Raw genomic sequence first — 17,897 nt, forward strand, 5'->3', positions numbered from 1 at the left:
AGCTCCGGCGGTTTTATCATGTAAAGACTTGAAACCGATCCCTTAGATGAAGAAAGTCCGGCTGATAATAACCAGCAGGATGAAAAGAACAAGAATTACACCAGTGCTGGTCCACAGACCGCCATATCCGCCTCTTACTTCTTCTACTCCGCTCATGCTCATTCCCCTTTCTCTAAGAATAGATCGATAATACACAGTATTCTATGAGCGTATTCAGGGGGATGCTTGGGCGGGTATAACGGTCCATTTGTAAAATTAACTGTTCTGCAAGTCCTGAACGCCGCGATGAATAAGATCAAACAGCTCTTCCAGGTTTTCCTCCGCGATACAGGAGAAGGCTATCCGCAAATCGGTATCTCCCAGCGCAATTGTTCCGACCTCATATTCGCGAATCAGGTGAAGACGCAGCTGGTCTGCGTTTACATCTTTAAGCTTCAGGCACATAAAGTATCCCGAGTTAAACGGATAATAACCCCATGCGTCTCCGTATTTTCCGCTGTCCAGCAAGGCCTTGACCTTATTGGCACGTCCCTTCATGATCTTGAACTTGGCATCCTTCTGAGCCTGGAAATCCGGAGACTTCAGAGCTTCAAGCACAAAGGTCTGGGAAGGGTGGGCTCCGCTTGAAATCGTGGCCCGGATAATGCCGGTAGTCTTTTGCTCAAGCGCGGCCAGAACACCGGCATCCTCAGAGGCATAGGTGATGAAGCCGACACGGAAGCCCCACACGTATTCTTCTTTAGTCGCACCATCCACTTTAATCGGTAAGATCCGTGGATGTAACCCGGCCAATTTGCCAAACAGGGATTCGTGCATGGAATCTTCGAAGAACAACCCGAAGTAAGCATCATCGGTGGCTACTACAACATTAATGCCGGCCTCGGCAGCTTCCAGAATCGCAGAGACGATTTCTTCTCCTTCCGATACCCCCGGCGTGTAGCCTGTCGGATTATTCGGGAAGTTGAGAATCACGACAGCCTTGCCCTTATCCTTCTGGGCCAGCAGCGATTCCCGCAATCCCTGGCTGTTGAATCGCATATCCTCTGTGAATAATGGATAATTGACAATGGCGCCATGACGACGGATTCCAAAGGTCAGCTCATAATTTTCCCAGTTCTTGTCAGGATAAATAACTGCATCGCCTTCATCCACAAACAAATCGGCAACAATACTCAGGCCGTGGGTCAGCGCATTGGTCGCAATCGGATTGCCGAAGGCTTTGTCCGCCATCGCCGGATTCTCGGCAAGCATCTTCTCCCGCCATACCTTGCGGAGCTCCGGCTTGCCTGCTGGAGGAGCATAAGGATAAAGGTCCTGCGGTTTGTAGGCAGATAAGGAGTCCTGAATGGCAGGTAAATGCATGGGTACGCCATTTTCGGTCGCGATGCCAATGGTTGCATTGAACTTTTTAGCGCCTGCCGCTGCTTCGGCGGATTGGCTCAAGATGCCTTCCTTCGGGAAATAAATCTCCCGGCCCAGCTCGGACAGCATGTCATACACATGAATGTTGCCGGATTTCAGAGATTCATTCAGTTGCTCTGCAAGTGGATTCATTTTCTTTATTCATCCTTCCGATCGGTTGTAATGGGCGATTCCCTTTTATAATTGCCTAACATTATATCATCTGCCCTATGAAACGTCACGGTCAAATCATAGATGAATGAGGATATTTATGAAATGATCATTTCGGAGTATAATTAGAAAAATATCAAGATTTAAGGAGGCTAAACGATGCTACATTTATCACCGTCCTCGTTCATTTTGAAGCCGGCCTTTGCCAAAATTGTGTGCGAGCCCGGTTGGAAATGGCATAAGCGCGAGAAGCCTCTGCAGAACTACGACTTGTTCTATGTGTGGAGTGGAGAAGGCACTGTCGTATTGAATGACCACCCGATTGAAGTCGGCCCCGGAAGCTGTTTTTTGTTCCGCAAGGGCGATCACACCAGTGCGACCCACAACCCTCAGCGCCCGCTCGTATTAACGTACATCCATTTCGATGTCAGTGAGCCGGCGGAGGAGGTTCCAGTCTCCTACCGCAAGCTGGAGGATCGGCTGGATTTTGAATACATGCTCTCCCGCTATGTCCGCCTGTTCCTTGTGAAGGCCTACGGGGCTGAAGAGGAGGCGAGACTTCTGCTGAAGCAAATGCTCATTCACCTGCTCCGTGAAGAACGCGGAGTTCCCCAGGAAAAAAAGGTAAGCAACCAGTTGAATGAAGTCATTCAGGAAATTGCCAATTATGTACTGCAGCGGCCCAGTCTGAATCATAAAGTAGAGGATTTGGCGGCACGCGCCGGGCTGTCTCCAAGATATTTCTCCATCAAGTTCAAAGAAATTATCGGACAATCCGTGCAGTCTTACATTATCAAATCGAGAATTGACCGCGCTCAGCATTTGCTGCTTCACGCTGGAATGAATGTGACTGAGGTAGCCGATGCGCTTGGCTACCGTGATATTTTCTTTTTTAGCAGACAATTCAAGCAATACACCGGAAAAAGTCCCTCAGAAATTCGCTGAATGTGAGATCATGCTTAAGCGGACAGGCCCTCAATGCCATGTCCGTTTTTTTTGTACTCGACTTTGGTCCAGTAGAATACCAGTCTGAGGGTGGTATTTAATTCGACTTCAAAAATCTATACTGAAATAGAATATTGAGAAAAAATTACAACAGCGGTCAAAGGACACTTCACCTGTTCACTGGGCTTACAATCAAGGAGGAACATTATTTATGAATAAGAAAAGGTCGAGCTTTAGCCAGGTGGCTTTAGTCACAGGGGTGACGGTATTATCGTTCATGCTGCTGTCCGGGTGTAAATCCGTGGAGGAGTCGGTAGACGGAGTCATTGGAGGCGGTACAAAGGAAGCCGTGAATTCAGCTGCGCAAGCCGTAGCCCGAGCGGTAGAAGAGGGACAGGAATTGACCGCGCTGGGAAATGATTCAGATAGCCTTGTACTGGAAGCCTCTTCATCTGTAGGAAAAGTCAGCGGGATGATTATCGACCACGAAATAGGCAATATTGAGATTGCCTCAAGCGCGGACGACCAAATTCGGGTATCTGCCCGAATTTACGATCTGAACAGCAAGTCAGTCAGCAAGAACCTGGAGAAGGTTTTTGAACAGGCTGCAGTCTCAATACAGGCAGAGGGGACACAAGCACGCATCCGGGTTCATGCCAGGGACGACGAACGGAAAGACTTGTGGGACTGGGCAAAGTCTAAATATAAGAACAATGGATTCGGGGTGGATTATAAGATCGAGTTGCCGACAGCTATAAGCTCCTACAAGGTATCCAATAACGTCGGGAATATCGAGTTGACCGGATTGACAGGGGCGTTCGAATTAAAAAATGAGGTGGGGAATGTTGACCTCGTCTCGGCTGGAATTGCAGGGGCATCGAAGATTAATGTCTCGACAGGAAGCGTCGAATTGGATGTCCAGTCCCTTGAGAACAAAGGCAAGCTTGCCGTAAACGTTGCACTGGGGGATATTCATGCCACCCTTGCGGATACTGTGGATAGCAGTGTAGATACAGAAGTGGGACTGGGGGAAGTGTCCAGCAGCTTAAATAAGAGCCGCATGGGTAAAGACGGCTCTATCTCCTTAGCTGTTGACGTCGGCAACGTCGATGTTAACTGAGGGAACCAGGAAAGCTCCCAAGGATTGCCCCATTTGAACCTTCTGGCCTTCTTTTAGCGAAGGATCAGGTTGAAACGTTCCATTCTGGGTAAGAAGCACAACGGTGGAGCCAAACTCGAAATAAGCAAGGTCGTCGCCCTGATTCCAGGAGACGGCTTTGTCGTCGCTATAACGGATACTGCTGACGTTCATAGCCCCAACCTTGATCAAGGCAAGCTCACCTAAAGAATGTCGAATATAGGTAATCAGCCGCTCGTTCCGACTCAATACCTTGTTCATATGACGCATTCCGAACTCATTAACAGGATAAACCTTACCGTGAATATGTTCCTTCTCGAGCAGTGTTCCCGATACGGGTGCATGAATTCGGTGATAATCAGTTGGGCTAAGGTATAGGACGAACGCATATCCATGCTCGTAAGCCGGTAATCTTGGCGAATGATTAAGCAGCTCGGATACGCTGTAATCCTGCCCCTTCACATTAAGAATCGTCCCTGCAGAAATCTCCCCCATGTAGGTGATTTTTGCATCGACCGGACTAATTAATCCGTGCTCCGATAATTGAAGCGTTCTCATCCCCGCCTTCAGTCTTCGCGTGAAAAACTCATTCAATGTCTGGTATTCACGCACTTCCTTCTCTGCCTCATGCAGCGGAATACCGTAAGATTTGGCAAACCAGGGAATCAGATGCCGGCTCATCCCTGAATGGGAGAATCGCCCCATTAAGTTAGAAATCCATTTTCGGGAAGACAGTTCAGTCATCCACTTCATCCAGTTCACAGCCAATGTATATCCCCCTAACCTTTGTTGAACAGGCATCCTCCTGTTCTCACTTCCGCTAATATTGACACAGAATAAGGACGAAATCAATATAGATATAAGTTGAACTATTGAATATTACGTCTTGGGGGCAACGTGTGAAGTGTGCTTACGATCGCTGTTGTTCGCGGATTTCTTGAATTGAACTAAGATGTTATACGGTAGAAATCCACTCACAAAGGCGAACGCTTACGAGCTTATGCTCCCGAAGCAGCTTTCCTGCAGAAAGCTTTCACTTCAGCACACTTCACACTTATGCCCTTTCTACTCAGATTTATAGTTCAACTTATATTGTCTATATTTTTAGCTTGTGTCTCTGGAAGGTTTTGGAGTATAGTAGTGTCAATTGAATACGGGATACGGGAGCTTGAGTGAATCAGGCTGAGATAGCAGCATAATCCGCTGCGAACCGTTAATCTGATCTGGATAATGCCAGCGTAGAGAATCTGTCGTCTTGTCATGCACTTTTGTTGTATAGGCAGGCCAATTTACAGCCGTCTGAGCATATTCAGCCGGTTTTTTTGCGTATCCCGGAATATCAAACAGAAGGAGAGATCAAGGATGAATGAACAAAGAAATTCAAGAAGCGGAGGGAGCCGTCTCGCTCCAAACGGCAGAGGAGGCAAGGGGCTGAAGCTGAGTGATATTCTGGTAACGGTATTGATCTCTGTCGTCCTTGGAGTGGTCTATCACTTTTGGAGCTCGGTATACAAGTTGTTCTCCCCCTTGTTTTTTCAGGCGGATGAACTGGTGTACGGGATGTGGTTCATTGCTCCAACGCTGGTCTTTTTACTGATTCGTAAGCCGGGAGTCGCTCTGCTTGCTGAGGTTGCTGCAGCACATGTGGAAATTCTGTTTGGCAGTGAATGGGGAATTCAACTGGTGCTGTATAGCGTACTGCAAGGGCTTGGGGCGGAGCTGGTATTTGCGTTGTTCCGGTATCGTAAATTTTCAGGCTCCGTGGCGGCCTTGGCAGGTGTTGGCGCCGCTGCGGGATCGTTGATTCCCGATATTTACTACGGTTATGTCGGGGACACCCAAACCTGGCTATTAATCGCCAAGTACGGCATGCGGGCAGTCAGTTCAGCTGTGATCGCCGGTTACCTGGCCTTTGCGCTGGCCAAGGCGGTGGAGGCCACCGGAGTCACCTCTCTGCTTCGGCCAGTAGCAGAACGAGATTATGCGGCTTTGGAAGATTAGAGATGGGTGGATTGCATTGTGAAGCCATATCTTCGGACTTACATGCTGAAGCAACTGGCGATACCGTCTCACTGGCCGCTGCGGTTTGGGATTTGCGGCTTAAATTTCCCGAAGGGGAAGCATTTGTTTTCAAAGACCTCTCCTTTTCGGTGAAACGAGGGGAGAAGCTGCTTGTATTAGGACCAAGCGGCAGCGGGAAATCGACGCTGCTCCAAGTGCTTGCAGGCATCGTTCCGGGACTTGTGGAGGTGCCTATGAGATGCTCGGGGCAAGTGCTTCCTGCTTCCTGGGGAATGCTGTTCCAGGACCCGGACGCTCAGTTTTGTATGCCTTATGTGGATGAAGAGTTGGCTTTCGTATTGGAAAACCGGGGGGTGGCTAGGGAAGAAATGCTGCCCAGGATGCGCGATGTGCTGAGAAAAGTAGGGCTCGATTTGAAGGAAATTCATCTTCTGATCGGGACATTGTCCCAGGGCATGAAGCAGCGGTTGGCGCTGGCCTCCATTCTGCTGATGGATCCCGACGTGCTGCTGCTTGACGAGCCTTCCGCCCTGCTGGATCCCGAGGGAAGAAGACAGATCTGGGAGGCGGTTTCTGAGGTGGCGGAGGACAGGACGCTCATTATCGTCGAACATCGGATCGAAGAATTGCTTGATTTGGGGCTTGTGGATCGGGTAGCTTTGTTCGGACCAAGCGGACAGCTTCTGGGCCAAGGCGCTCCCGAGGAATTGTTTGTCCACTGCCGAAAGGAGCTGGAGGAGTACGGGATCTGGCATCCTGGCGTCTGGAGTCGTTTTCGGTTTACGGCAGGCAGTCAAATAGAACAGGGCGGGAGCCTTCAGCCAGGTTCAGGTCCTTTCCTGCCTTCAGCCGAACGGTTGGACCGGCCTATTATCGAACTCTCCGAGTTCCGGGGCTTTCGCGGGCACCAGAAAGTCATTCAAGTCAAGCGGGCCGAGGTGTACGCTGGAGATTTTATTGCGGTTACGGGGCCGAACGGAGCCGGAAAAAGCTCGCTTCTGCTTGCGCTAATGGGACTGCTTCCCTCTGAAGGTAGTTATCATCTGCTGGGGGAACGGTTCGGGGGAAAAAAGCTTCGAAAACGACAAGTCCAATCGCTGTCGAAGAGAATCGGATTCGTCTTTCAAAATCCCGAGTTTCAGTTTGTCGAGAACCGGGTGGATCAGGAGATCGGATTTTCTTTAAGGGAAGAGGGATTATCTCCCGAAGAGATCAGGCAGCGGGTGGATCATGCGTTGGACCAATTTGGTCTTGCCGGACTGGAGCAGCGCCATCCGTACCAATTATCACTTGGACAGAAGCGGAGATTGAGCGTGGCGGGCGCGGCCGTCCTGAAGAGACCGGTGTTGTTGCTTGATGAGCCGACGTTCGGACAGGATGCTGTGAACACGTTTGCCATTTTGAACTTGTGCGAGGATCTTCGGCGCAGTGGAGTGGCGATTGTGATGGTGACTCACGAGGAACAGATCGCGGAAGCGGTAGCTACCCGCCGATGGGAAGTCAGAGAAGGAACCCTGACCGATTATGGGTACACGGACCGGGGAACCCTGCTCCCGCATCATATATGCGAAGCCGGCATGGCGGAGGCAATGCTATGAATACATGGCTGACTCCCTCCGCAATCACATGGATGCACCGGGCTAATCCGGTGCTTAAACTACTGTTCGTCATCGGGCTCTTTTTTGTGGCCTTATTTACGCACAGGACTGATTTTATGTTCTACCAGGCGGTGCTATTTACGCTGCTGTTGTTCTGGCAAAGCGGGTACTCCTTCTGGAAGGTGCTCTTGCTTGTGCTGTCTTTCGGCCTGGTATTTATATCCTCCTCTTCGACAATGATCCTGTTCGGTAAAGGGGATGTGCTGTGGTGGGAATGGGGATTATTCCGAATTACGGAGGAGAGCTTCTACCGCGGAATTCATATCGGATTTAAATCGGTGACCATTGCGTCTGAAGGGCTGCTGTTCGTTCTTACAACATCTTCTGTAGATATGTTCTACGCCTTGATGCAGAAAATAAAGCTTCCTCCCAAATATGCGTACAGCTTTATGGCCTCCATCCGACTGCTGCCGATGGTTTGGGAGGAATTCCTGATCAGGCGGAATGCGCTCCGTATTCGGGGGGCGCGAAGTTTGAAGGGGCCGCGGGGATGGATTGCCGGAATCAAGATGTACGCGGTCCCGCTGCTGTCCCAAAGTATTCGAAGAGCCCACCGCGTGGCGGTCGCGATGGAGGCGAAGGCTTTCGACGGGAATGGCCGTAGAACCTACTATTACCCATCGCGCTTCTCGCGTTATGATCCGCTGGCGGCGGCGATCTTCATAGCAGCGGTTATTGCAGCCCTGGCTCTAAGCGATGGTCTCCCGCTATTTCATATCACGGATGTAAGATATTCCGCCAATACTTGATTGACGGAGTCAGCAGGATCCTGAATGCTGCAGCAAATAACGTGCAAAAGCCATAGGTTGTCGGTACGTATCGAACCATACTTCGTTCATTCCGGCTTTCCGAAAGCCGTAACGCTGATCTCTGCCGTTGCATTCAATAAGATATACCTGCCCGTTATTCGTAATTCCGATATCCATGCCAAGGTCGGCGAGCAAGGGCAGACGGCCGGACAGGTAAGCTGCGGCCCTAAGGGCCAGATCCAGGCTGTCCGTCAGGGCGCGAGCTGTTGTGAAAGGCGGAAATATGCGCCGGAGTAACAGCTCGGCGGGAAAAGCGCTGCCTCCCTGAGCAAGATTGGAGAGGAATCTTCCCGGAGCGGAAACTTTGGCATACAGTCCTGTAACCGCCCAATCTCCGCTCAGACCCCGTTGAACAGTTACACGGACATCCAGGGGGCGGCCGTCTATTTCAGCCAGCGGCAGCCTTTCCTGAATCAAATATGGAATTTGCGTGACTCTTCGCTTTACCCAGGCGGGCAGTGTCCCTCGCTTGTCAAGGCGAAGCACCTTCCAAAGATCCGCCGTCCGGCGGGCCTTGTAGAGCAGGCTCCATCCCCGGTTATCCAGCTTGAGACGCATAATTCCGCGTCCGACCGAAGCGCTTGCCGGTTTGAGCAGCAGGTCGTTATAACGCTCCATCATCAGTTCTATATTGCCCGACGTAGCTTGTAAAGAAGCAGGCAAGTGATGCGACAGCAGGGGATGCTCCGCCAGCAGACGATGAATCTCATCTTTGCCATAACGGTTGTTGTGGTTGTAGATGATGGTTCCCTGCTCTTGAAGGATGCGAATTTTTCGCAAGGCGGAAGGGGCTTTATAGATCGCGCGATTATGAATGACTCCCGGAGTTTCAATGACCACTTTTCTGAGTCTGTCTTTCTCTTTCAGATAAACGAGACTTTTACCGGAATCGGGATGGATATTGTCCAGACACAGATAACAAGGTTTCAGATCGTAAAGGGCGGCAGCTTCTTCATAGAAGGGCAGAGCTTCCTGTCCGGTTCTGCCTCTTTCCGCTCCCCGGTGTGTTCTGGCATTTAGCAGGATACCGACATAATCGGGTGGCATGGCGCTCCCTCCTTTTTTACGGTACGTCATTGTCATGCGCCCGCCCTGTTCCCTTCTCTTCACAGTATGTGATTTTCCCCGGCTCAGCATGGACGGATGAGGGAGGTTAACAGCCTGATTTATAGCCAAGTTCAAAAGAGTCAAGTTCTCACCACAGGGGATATGGATGAGGACAGGTTAGTATTTGGAATTGCCTCCTAAATAGTCACCAAAGAAAAAGCTCCCTCGTATAACTACTGATAAGAGCATGAATGGCTGGCTAGGAGGGAAGAGGTTGTGAACCGACCCAGAATCGCTGTCGTGACACCGGGCTCCTTTATTATTCCTTCGGGTAGAAGCAGTTCGGTAGAAAGAGTTATTGAAAAAATTGTCCCGCTTGCATCGGATCGGCTGGATATCACGGTCTTCGGCAAGAGAGGCGAACATATGAATGCACGGGAAAAGATTGGCGATGTTCCGTGCATCAGGGTAGCGGAGGGAGCCGCATATTATCCGTCGATTCTCTCCCATCTCAAATCATGGCAGCCTGAGGCGGTTGATGTGCATAATCGGCCGGCGCTGGCTTATCTGATCAAGCAGAATCTTCCAGGCGTCAGAGTGATTTTGTCGCTGCATTCAACAACTTTTATCAAAAGCCGTAATCCTTCGCGTTCCCTTATGATAAGTAAGCTGCGCGCGCTTGACGGAATTAGCGTAAACAGCGATTATTTGCGCCGGGAGGTCCAGTACCGTTATCCGGGATTGTCGCTGCCTATGTATGTAAATCATCTCGGTGCGAGTCTTGAAGATTTCATGCCCCGTTGGACCCCGGTTGGCGAAGGTCTTCGTCAGGCGAGAATGGCGGAATACGGATGGAGCGGACGCAAAATCGTCCTCTTCGTCGGCAGGCTGATTCCAGAAAAAGGGGTGCATGCTCTGCTTAAGGCGGTTCCCCATGTCGCCCGAACCCATCCTGACGTTCTGTTCGTCGTTGTCGGCAGCGCCTTTTACAGCAGACCCGGCGAGACAAGTTACGTCAGGCATCTGAAGGGGCTTGCGTCCTCTTGGCCGGATCACGTCATTTTTCAACCGTTTACGCCCTATCCCCGCGTAGCGGACTGGTACAATCTGGCGGATGTTGTAGTTGTTCCTTCGGGTCAGGAGGAGGCTTTCGGACTCGTGAATGTGGAAGCGATGGCTTCGGGTATTCCCGTCATTGCGTCCGATGCCGGCGGTATTCCCGAAATTGTGGAGCATGGACATTCAGGTTTTTTGATTCCTTCGGAACATCTTGATGGCAGGCTCGCGGACGGGATCGTAAGGCTATTGAATGATGAGAAGCTTCGCCGCCGGATGGGAACGGCCGGGCTGGAGGCGATACGGAGCCGCTTCAGATGGCGGCATACCGCCGACCGCTTTGTATCCATATTTTCAGCCAAACAAGCGTAAATGCCTGTGAGCCTAGCTCGAAAGGTATCTACGCTTGTTTGCTGAATTGGGGCTTGCATCGGGCGAAGTCTGTACGTTTGCCGTTACATAGGGCGAAACGCCGCATAAGCTATCTTATATTCCAGCCATTATGAATATCTGGAAGGATGGACCTTGATGGATAAGAGAATACGGCTCAGTCATCGGAAAAGACGGTCGCCCCTCCAAAAAGTAAAACGGAGTAGAGCATTCTTTCAATGCGATCCCAAGCCGGTCGTATCTGTCATCATTCCGGTTATGAATGAACAGCGGACACTTGCCGGGGTGATTCGGGAAGCTGCCAGAGTACACCCGAAGACCGAAATTATTGTCGTGGCAAACGGTTGTACGGACGGAAGCGTACGGCTAGCAAGAAGACTTGGCGCTATTGTTCTTGAATACAAGGACCCGTTGGGACATGATGTCCCGCGGGCGATCGGTGCCAGACATGCAAAGGGTGAAGTATTATTGTTCGTCGATGGAGATATGGTTGTTCCAGCTAGGGATTTACGGCCGTTCACGGCTGCAGTGTTATCCGGGATAGATGTGGCTCTGAACGATTATGACGGACCGGTTCAAAGTCAGGAAGCACATCCGGTCGTCAGTGCCAAGCACACATTGAATTCTTTCCTCGGCAGACCCGATATAAAGGGAGCTTCATTAACAGCAGTACCGCATGCGCTTAGCAGACATGCCGTACTTCAAATAGGCTTCGAGGCGCTGGAGAAGCCGCCGCTCGCCCAGGTGGCCGCCGTTCTGGGCGGATTGGAGATTCAGACTGTGCACTCCGTGAATGTCGGGCGCTTAAACCGTCCAAGGCCCCGGCTCAGGCAGCAGGGGAAGGGGGATTTGTTGACCGCGATCGTGATTGGCGATCATTTGGAGGCGGCCCAGCTGCTCTTGAACCGGCTTGGTCCCCGCGGTGGATTTTCCGATCTCGGGCGGCTTCGTGAAAGAGTGAGGTGAGCAGATAAGGTGACCAGATCCAAGAAAATCATCAGAACACGAAAAAGACGCAATAAACCTGCCGTTTTCAGAGGCCGGAAAAAGACAACCCGGCGAGGCAGAACGTTTTTTCACCCAGTTGGCCCGGTGAGGAAAGAACGGAACAGACGTCGTCCGGTGCAGAGAACTGGAAAGTCGGAGCCCCCCCGGCCGAAGCTGGATTTGTCAGCCGCTTATGCGGCAGGAGCCCAAGCCGGAGCGGAGGCGCTGCAATTGCATGGGAAGATTAACGTCCCTATGTCCCGAAGTCATTTTCAAAGCGCTTTGACAGACTGGTTCGCTGATCATACTGCAGGAAACCGGCCGCCATATTCTGAGGCTCTAGCTCTATGCTCTTCCTATCAGAAGGGCTATGCGGCTTCAAGGCAGGAGAACGAGAGCATTTATGGTGTACCCCTGCCGCTGGTCTCGAAGGCTTCCGCCGTCATTACCGCCTGTAATGAAGAAAATACGATTGGAAAGGTGATCAATGAGCTGGAGCGTTTGCCCCTGAGTGAAATTATCGTGGTTCTGAATGGATGCACAGATAACAGCTTCTCCAAGGTGGCATGGCGTAAAAACATTATATTGGTAAACTTTCCGGACCGGCTCGGCCATGATGTTGGACGATCCGTCGGAGCCGCTTTGGTGACGGGCGATTCGATATTATTTGTGGACGGTGACATGGAGGTGCCCGCCGAAGAGCTTGGCGCTTTTTTGTACGAACAGGAACAGGGGGCGGATGTCGTATTAAATGATATTTCCCGCTATCTTCCTCCTTATGAACGGCAGGATGAAGTAACGAGATGCAAGCTGTATTTGAATCAGGCGCTCGACCGCCCGGATTTGCGAAGCAACTCCTTAACCGCCGTCCCTCATGTTTTATCAAGAAAAGCTCTTGAGACAGTAGGGACCGAAATGCTGTTGGTTCCTCCGATGGCACAGGCAATCGCGATCATGGAGGGGCTTACGGTAGCAGCGCCCTGTTCCGCAGATGTGATCAGTCGCAACAGGCTCCGGCAAGGAAATTCGGGAGCGGGGAACAGCGTGCTCTTGCTTATTTTAGGCGATCATCTGGAAGCGCTGAATGAGGCGATACGCCGTAAAGGGACGAAGCTGAGCTGGGAAACTGCCTCTCGTTCGCAATTGGCGAAAGTGAGGAATGGGTGATGAGCAGCCGGACAATGACAAGTATTATCATTCCCACCTATAACGGATTAGAACTGTTGATAAAATGCATAGAATCGATCCGCAAGTATACGGATGTTCCTTATGAGATTATCGTTGTGGATAATGGATCAAATGATGGGACGAAGGAATATTGCCGGAAGGAGCGGCTGATCCTGATTTCCTTGCCCGAGAACCGGGGATTCCCGGTGGCCTGCAACAAGGGGCTGGCTGTCGCCGCTGGGGAACAGCTGCTTTTGCTGAACAATGACTGCAGGGTTACCCCGAACTGGCTTTCACAGCTTCTGACCGCTTTAAACAGCGCGGAGGATATCGGGGCGGTCGGGCCGGTAACGAATTATGCGAGCGGAGAGCAGCAGATCGCTGCCGGTCTTGGCGGACAGGATGACGATGGATGGATAGAATTTGCGAGGATATTTAACCGTACGGATCGTTCAAAATGGATGGAAGTAAAGCGGCTCATCGGCTTCTGCCTAATGTTCAAGCGAAGTGTTTACGAAAGGATAGGGCCGTTGGACGAGGATTTTTCGCCTGGCCATTATGAGGATGACGATTATTGTTACCGGGCTGTCAAGGAAGGCTTCAGGCTGCTCATTTGCAAAGACACCTTTATTTATCATGAGGGCAGTGCGAGCTTTAGAGAAACGCAGCCACAGGAGTGGAAGCTCTTAATTGAAAATAACCGTAAACGGTTTATGAATAAATGGGGAGCCGATCCCCGGCAGTTCATTCAAAAGGAGGAGAGTTCGTGAAAGGTGTCATTTTGGCGGGAGGAACAGGCACAAGATTATTACCTTTAACCCGGCTGATTAACAAGCATTTGCTTCCGGTCGGCGAATGGCCGATGATCTGCTACGGGATCGAAAAACTTAAAGAGGCAGGAATTACGGATATCTTGTTGATTATCAGCAAACAGTCCGCCGGACTATACACCGACTTTTTAGGGAGCGGGAGCGATCTGGGTGTCAGGCTGACTTATAAAATCCAGGAGAATGCAGGAGGGATTGCCGAAGCATTGGAGCTTGCCCGCGGCTATATTGTTCCAGGCGACCGCTTGGTAGTTTTGCTCGGCGACAACCTGTTTCTTGAGAGTCTGAAGCCTTTCGTCGACAAATTCGCCGAGCAGCCTGCCGGGTCGGCCAGGGTGTTGTTGAAGAGAGTCGACGATCCCGAGAGATACGGAGTTCCGGTCTTTGACCCGAATCATCCTGAATTGATTTCATATATTGAAGAAAAACCGAAGCATCCCAAGTCTGATTTCTGTGTCACCGGCATCTACATGTACGATGATAAAGTATTTGAGCACATTGCAGTTACCAAGCCGTCCAGCAGGGGGGAGCTTGAGATTACGGACGTCAATAACTTGTATGCCGGCGAGGGGAAGCTCGAATACGACATCTTGCATGGGTGGTGGACGGATGCAGGAACGTTTGAGTCCTTGCATGCTGCTGCGGAGCAAATGAAGGATACGGGGCCCGAGAAGAAACCTTGACAGCGGGAGGTAGGAAGATGAGGACCAGACCGGGCAAAAAGTGGAGCAGGCGGAGAAGGAGAAGGTTTTCTACGAAGCTTTCCCGTGAACGCAAATCTGGTTACCGTGATCGGAGGCGTTCAGGCAGACGCAGATCCGCCCGGACATTGCGGGGGCAAGCGGATTCTCCGGTTCTGTATGAGAAAGAGCATGACCTTATCATGGATTCGGAATCGGAGAACCCCTCGTTAGAAGGAGAAGAGCAGGAGAATTCCGCGGGTATGCTGGAGTCTTCACTCCGGGATGCCTATGAAGCCGGCTACCGAGAAGGATACTTTGAGGGCGGAGAGGGGATCGTGACACGTTTGCTCCCGCCGAACATGATTATGCCCGGCGTGACGGTCGAAGGCTTAATCGCTTCAGGCATCCGGCAGCTCGCTCCGGAAGAGATGATCCCGCTGCTCCCTCCGCACGAGGTAGCTCGAGCGCTGCAGGATGCCATGGATGACAAACTTCATTTGTCGGTTATCCGGCTCGGTGATGGAGAGCTTTTGACGTTGGCTCATGACACGATTCTGCCGGTGGAGGAAGTGCGTAAGCGTGGACCCTTCCTCCCCTATAGCGGGGTAGAGCTTCCGGCACATTCGATCCGCGAGGCACTTGCTGACGCATTGCGCAAGGCGGATATCATCGGTGTCCCGCAGTCGCGGCATCCTTCCTTCCAAGGCTTGCTGCTCCCGGTTTTCAGACATTACGGCCTGAACCCGGCAAGCCTTCGGCTTACTTCCTCTACGGTGAATTACGCCTTAGAGGAAGAAGGGCTGCTGCTTCCGCTGCTTCAAGGCAGGAAGGTGCTGATCGTCGGCAATCGGGCAGAAGGGCTTGCGCTGGCATTGCAGCCGCATGATATTGAGATTAGCGGTCTTATTACACCGGTCAGAGGTGTTCATGATACGGAGTTGGTTGTGCGTGCTGCATCAGGCTACGCCTTTGACATTGCGCTGGTGGCGGCGGGGATTGCGGCGGTGCTGATTTGCACGGAAATTGCAAGCCGGCTAGGCAAGCCGGCGTTCGATTTCGGCCATTTGGCGAATAAACTTGAGAGTGGCGCTTAGCAGAAGGCTCCGCCAATCGACAAGGAGGGGGCGCATGAAAAGAAGCGGACAGACCTTATTCGATAAGGGGTACAGAGCCGGATATGAGAGAGGAAAGACGGCGGGCTATGAGGACTTTGAACAGCCGTTCGATGGAACAAGCATTATTATACCTACTTTCAATAAGAAGGATCTGCTGCTGCAATGTCTGGACAGCATAGAAGCTAATACCCCTTTTCCCTATGAATTGATCATTGTTGACGACGGATCGGATGACGGCACGCCTGAAGCGCTGCGGACAAGACGCAGAATCCGGGTTGCGGTGCATGAGCGCAATAAGGGTTTTGCCGGAGCTGTTAATACCGGACTGATGATGGCGAAAGGGAAGACGGTGCTGATTCTTAACAATGACGTGATCGTGACGGAGCATTGGCTTGAAAATATGCTGACCTGCCTCCATAGTTCCCCGGACATCGGCGCCGTCGGCCCGGTCACTAATTATATCGGCGGGGAGCAACAGATTGAGGTTCCGTACAGAGATCTTACAGGCATGAGGGAATTTGCAGCCAGCCGAAACCGGTTAGACCAGACAAAATGGAAAGAGACGGAACGACTCGTCGGGTTTTGCCTGCTGCTGCGGCGGGAGGTCGTCCAGAAAATCGGCTTTTTCGATGAAGGCTTTCGTATTGGCAACTATGAGGATGATGATTGGTCGGCGCGTTTAAGGCTTCTTGGATGGAGGCTGGTGATTGCCGGGGATTCATTCATCCATCATCTGGGCAGCGAAACAATCAGGAGTCTGGACGCCCGGCTTTTTGAACGAATCGAACAGGAGAACGAGGCTTATTTCCATTTAAAATGGGGGCAGGTCCATGAACGGCTCAGGCAGATCGAACGGAAGAGGAAGGAGCGGGGCGGGCAAGCCTTTACGGATCAGGCTCCCCGGATAGAGGGCTGCCCCGTTCAAATCCTTGCCAGCAGTGGGGCAGGACATTTGTATTGGATTGACCAAGGGATGAGATACAGGATCAAGAACGCTAAAATGACTGATCTTCATGCATTGCATCCATCTGCAAGTGCGATCAGGTTATCACAGCAGACGCTCCGGGCATTGCCGTTTGGGGGAGAGTGGGAGATAGAGGAAGCGGTCCGGGCATTGTCGGAGGCGTGGCGCGGGGATCGGCCGATCGGTGAAGGAGCCGTGGTCCGGATTCCGGATGGCCGGCTTTTTCAGATTGATCAGGGAGCAGCACGGCTCATTTGGTCCGAGTATGCCGCTGAAGCATGGGGATTAAAGAATAGGGCAAGAACAGTGACAGCCGAGGAGCTTGCTGCATATCCGGAGGGCTGGCCTGTGCTGCCGCCGATCCGGTACAATTCTGCAGAAATTTGATCGCGTGTAATATGGGAGGAATTCCCGTCCTGTCGTAACATAGAACAGCGCCCCGGCATATGCTGAAACAGTAGAATGCCAGGGCGCTTTTTCGGGTAGTTGAATGAAAACGTCCTGATTCTTAGGTCAAATGGAGGGCTGGAAGTGGAACAGAAAATCACGGATATTATCATGCATATAGGGCACTCGCATCAGCAATTGGCCCGTATCATTGATGCCGAACGCCATGTTACCGTCAGGCTGTCTGAAATCGTCAACGCGCTTCCCGACCAGAGTCCGAATTTCGAAGGTGTGGAGGGTTTGATGGAAAATTCGTCGTCTATCAACAAAAGCCTCGTATCGTACTTGAATTCGATTGCCGATCTGCAGGATGCCATGGCAGAAAATTTGACGCATGTCATGTCGGAGTTAAATGGTTCGGAAGATGAGTAGGCCGTATAAGCGGAAGCCGTTGGAGGTGACGTTATGAGCAGAGAACATGCTTATCTCAACATATTGGACGCTATGGCCAAAATTCAATGGAACGTGGCGATGATTCTCGAGGCTAAGGCGGTAGAGGCGGAAAAGGTAAGAACCTGGAGCTTGAACCACATACACGCGCAAAGCTTCGAAGATCATGAGGACCAGTTAGCGAAGCCGATCGGGGTGCATGATGAGATTGTGGAAATCATTGAAGGATTGACCAAAATGTCAAACGGCCTGGGCAGCAATTTGCGTTCACTGCTGTCGTCGGGTGATAGCAGCGGGGATGATTCGGGAGGCTTCGGGGACTTGTTTGGCGGCGGGATGGGCTTCGGTGATGGGGACAAGGAAAAATGATACCGATCTCTAGTCTCCGGAATGAACGGGATGCCAAGCTTGAGGTGATTCTTTCTATTTCGAGAAGTCAAAATGCACTGGCCCGAATTCTGGAAAGCATCGCCGATGTGTCGAGTTACTCTGAAGAAACAGCTCTTACATTAGCGAATCATATGGACCGGATAACGCGGTATCAGCAGGCGATGGCATCGATGTTAATGAATATCACGCTGAACCCGCTAAATACCGGGATCCCTTCAGCGCCTTGGATCAATCCGGATAAAGGCGTTTTTATTGAATCCAGTTTAAATTAAGGGGAGGCTGACCATTGA

The 17,897-nt window shown here is 51.4% G+C and carries 19 protein-coding genes and 1 riboswitch; of the genes, 15 read left to right on the top strand and 4 right to left on the bottom strand.

What is annotated here, in order from left to right:
• Positions 1-42: 42 nt before the first annotated feature.
• Together KI362_RS16320 and KI362_RS16325 are read right to left on the bottom strand one after the other, a co-directional pair.
• Complete coding sequence (locus KI362_RS16320) at positions 43-156, bottom strand: YjcZ family sporulation protein (RefSeq protein WP_212941163.1); 114 nt, start codon at positions 154-156, stop codon at positions 43-45.
• Between the two features lie 99 nt (positions 157-255).
• On the bottom strand, positions 256-1,554 hold the full coding sequence (locus KI362_RS16325) for an aminotransferase class I/II-fold pyridoxal phosphate-dependent enzyme (RefSeq protein ID WP_044481838.1): 1,299 nt from the start codon (positions 1,552-1,554) through the stop codon (positions 256-258).
• Between the two features lie 177 nt (positions 1,555-1,731).
• Here KI362_RS16325 and KI362_RS16330 point away from each other — a divergent pair, with 177 nt between their 5' ends.
• Positions 1,732-2,517, top strand: a complete 786-nt coding sequence (locus KI362_RS16330; protein WP_044481837.1) for a helix-turn-helix transcriptional regulator — start codon at positions 1,732-1,734, stop codon at positions 2,515-2,517.
• 211 nt (positions 2,518-2,728) lie between these two features.
• Positions 2,729-3,637, top strand: coding sequence for a hypothetical protein (locus KI362_RS16335; protein WP_301628661.1), 909 nt, complete (start codon positions 2,729-2,731; stop codon positions 3,635-3,637).
• On the opposite strand, the gene asd is transcribed toward KI362_RS16335, so the two are convergent.
• Positions 3,602-4,423 carry an archaetidylserine decarboxylase gene (gene asd / locus KI362_RS16340; RefSeq protein ID WP_301628663.1) on the bottom strand — a complete coding sequence of 274 codons (822 nt, stop codon included), beginning with the start codon at positions 4,421-4,423 and terminating at the stop codon, positions 3,602-3,604. The two genes, KI362_RS16335 and asd, sit on opposite strands and share 36 nt — an antisense overlap.
• Positions 4,424-4,805: 382 nt before the next feature.
• A riboswitch (TPP riboswitch) is annotated at positions 4,806-4,917 on the top strand.
• Between the two features lie 100 nt (positions 4,918-5,017).
• On the opposite strand from asd, the gene KI362_RS16345 reads away from it, so the two are divergent.
• From KI362_RS16345 to KI362_RS16355, 3 genes are read left to right on the top strand one after another with little or no spacing between them, the layout of a single operon-like run.
• Complete coding sequence (locus tag KI362_RS16345) at positions 5,018-5,656, top strand: ECF transporter S component (protein ID WP_301628665.1); 639 nt, start codon at positions 5,018-5,020, stop codon at positions 5,654-5,656.
• A gap of 2 nt (positions 5,657-5,658) precedes the next feature.
• The gene (locus KI362_RS16350; RefSeq protein WP_301628666.1) at positions 5,659-7,275 is read left to right on the top strand and encodes an ABC transporter ATP-binding protein; all 1,617 of its coding nucleotides are present in this window, start codon (positions 5,659-5,661) and stop codon (positions 7,273-7,275) included.
• Positions 7,272-8,084 (top strand): energy-coupling factor transporter transmembrane component T family protein, encoded by an 813-nt coding sequence (locus KI362_RS16355; protein WP_301628668.1) that lies wholly within the window; start codon positions 7,272-7,274, stop codon positions 8,082-8,084. Before KI362_RS16350 ends, KI362_RS16355 begins: the two co-directional genes overlap by 4 nt.
• 9 nt (positions 8,085-8,093) lie before the next feature.
• On the opposite strand, the gene KI362_RS16360 is transcribed toward KI362_RS16355, so the two are convergent.
• Positions 8,094-9,191, bottom strand: a complete 1,098-nt coding sequence (locus KI362_RS16360) for a YheC/YheD family endospore coat-associated protein (RefSeq protein ID WP_044481832.1) — start codon at positions 9,189-9,191, stop codon at positions 8,094-8,096.
• Positions 9,192-9,467: 276 nt separating this feature from the next.
• On the opposite strand from KI362_RS16360, the gene KI362_RS16365 reads away from it, so the two are divergent.
• The 10 genes from KI362_RS16365 to KI362_RS16410 all read left to right on the top strand — a co-directional run bounded on the left by KI362_RS16365 (position 9,468) and on the right by KI362_RS16410 (position 17,879).
• The gene (locus KI362_RS16365; protein ID WP_301628670.1) at positions 9,468-10,619 is read left to right on the top strand and encodes a glycosyltransferase family 4 protein; all 1,152 of its coding nucleotides are present in this window, start codon (positions 9,468-9,470) and stop codon (positions 10,617-10,619) included.
• A gap of 156 nt (positions 10,620-10,775) precedes the next feature.
• Positions 10,776-11,603 (top strand): glycosyltransferase family 2 protein, encoded by an 828-nt coding sequence (locus KI362_RS16370; protein ID WP_301628671.1) that lies wholly within the window; start codon positions 10,776-10,778, stop codon positions 11,601-11,603.
• 156 nt (positions 11,604-11,759) lie between these two features.
• Positions 11,760-12,791, top strand: a complete 1,032-nt coding sequence (locus KI362_RS16375; RefSeq protein ID WP_301628674.1) for a glycosyltransferase family 2 protein — start codon at positions 11,760-11,762, stop codon at positions 12,789-12,791.
• Entirely contained in the window at positions 12,791-13,561 is a 771-nt protein-coding gene (locus tag KI362_RS16380; protein WP_301628676.1) for a glycosyltransferase family 2 protein, read from the top strand. The genes KI362_RS16375 and KI362_RS16380 overlap by 1 nt, the downstream gene beginning before the upstream one ends.
• Positions 13,558-14,301, top strand: a complete 744-nt coding sequence (locus KI362_RS16385) for a sugar phosphate nucleotidyltransferase (RefSeq protein WP_301628677.1) — start codon at positions 13,558-13,560, stop codon at positions 14,299-14,301. The genes KI362_RS16380 and KI362_RS16385 overlap by 4 nt, the downstream gene beginning before the upstream one ends.
• A gap of 17 nt (positions 14,302-14,318) precedes the next feature.
• On the top strand, positions 14,319-15,395 hold the full coding sequence (locus KI362_RS16390) for a GT-D fold domain-containing protein (RefSeq protein ID WP_301628679.1): 1,077 nt from the start codon (positions 14,319-14,321) through the stop codon (positions 15,393-15,395).
• Between the two features lie 34 nt (positions 15,396-15,429).
• Complete coding sequence (locus tag KI362_RS16395; RefSeq protein WP_301628681.1) at positions 15,430-16,767, top strand: glycosyltransferase family 2 protein; 1,338 nt, start codon at positions 15,430-15,432, stop codon at positions 16,765-16,767.
• Positions 16,768-16,911: 144 nt separating this feature from the next.
• Complete coding sequence (locus tag KI362_RS16400) at positions 16,912-17,199, top strand: nucleoside-diphosphate sugar epimerase (protein WP_081671834.1); 288 nt, start codon at positions 16,912-16,914, stop codon at positions 17,197-17,199.
• A 33-nt stretch (positions 17,200-17,232) separates the two neighbouring features.
• Entirely contained in the window at positions 17,233-17,586 is a 354-nt protein-coding gene (locus tag KI362_RS16405; RefSeq protein WP_044481826.1) for a hypothetical protein, read from the top strand.
• Positions 17,583-17,879: a hypothetical protein gene (locus KI362_RS16410; RefSeq protein ID WP_044481825.1), complete on the top strand. Its 297-nt coding sequence runs from the start codon at positions 17,583-17,585 to the stop codon at positions 17,877-17,879. The genes KI362_RS16405 and KI362_RS16410 overlap by 4 nt, the downstream gene beginning before the upstream one ends.
• The last annotated feature ends 18 nt before the right edge of the window (positions 17,880-17,897 follow it).

The sequence above is a fragment of the Paenibacillus apis genome (assembly GCF_018333295.1).
Taxonomy (GTDB): domain Bacteria; phylum Bacillota; class Bacilli; order Paenibacillales; family Paenibacillaceae; genus Fontibacillus; species Fontibacillus antibioticophila.

Coding starts and splice junctions, on each gene's coding strand:
- KI362_RS16320 (WP_212941163.1), bottom strand. CDS start 156: ATGAGCGGAGTAGAAGAAGTAAGAGGCGGATATGGCGGTCTGTGGACC.
- KI362_RS16325 (WP_044481838.1), bottom strand. CDS start 1,554: ATGAATCCACTTGCAGAGCAACTGAATGAATCTCTGAAATCCGGCAAC.
- KI362_RS16330 (WP_044481837.1), top strand. CDS start 1,732: ATGCTACATTTATCACCGTCCTCGTTCATTTTGAAGCCGGCCTTTGCC.
- KI362_RS16335 (WP_301628661.1), top strand. CDS start 2,729: ATGAATAAGAAAAGGTCGAGCTTTAGCCAGGTGGCTTTAGTCACAGGG.
- KI362_RS16345 (WP_301628665.1), top strand. CDS start 5,018: ATGAATGAACAAAGAAATTCAAGAAGCGGAGGGAGCCGTCTCGCTCCA.
- KI362_RS16350 (WP_301628666.1), top strand. CDS start 5,659: ATGGGTGGATTGCATTGTGAAGCCATATCTTCGGACTTACATGCTGAA.
- KI362_RS16355 (WP_301628668.1), top strand. CDS start 7,272: ATGAATACATGGCTGACTCCCTCCGCAATCACATGGATGCACCGGGCT.
- KI362_RS16360 (WP_044481832.1), bottom strand. CDS start 9,191: ATGCCACCCGATTATGTCGGTATCCTGCTAAATGCCAGAACACACCGG.
- KI362_RS16370 (WP_301628671.1), top strand. CDS start 10,776: ATGGATAAGAGAATACGGCTCAGTCATCGGAAAAGACGGTCGCCCCTC.
- KI362_RS16380 (WP_301628676.1), top strand. CDS start 12,791: ATGAGCAGCCGGACAATGACAAGTATTATCATTCCCACCTATAACGGA.
- KI362_RS16390 (WP_301628679.1), top strand. CDS start 14,319: ATGAGGACCAGACCGGGCAAAAAGTGGAGCAGGCGGAGAAGGAGAAGG.
- KI362_RS16395 (WP_301628681.1), top strand. CDS start 15,430: ATGAAAAGAAGCGGACAGACCTTATTCGATAAGGGGTACAGAGCCGGA.
- KI362_RS16405 (WP_044481826.1), top strand. CDS start 17,233: ATGAGCAGAGAACATGCTTATCTCAACATATTGGACGCTATGGCCAAA.
- KI362_RS16410 (WP_044481825.1), top strand. CDS start 17,583: ATGATACCGATCTCTAGTCTCCGGAATGAACGGGATGCCAAGCTTGAG.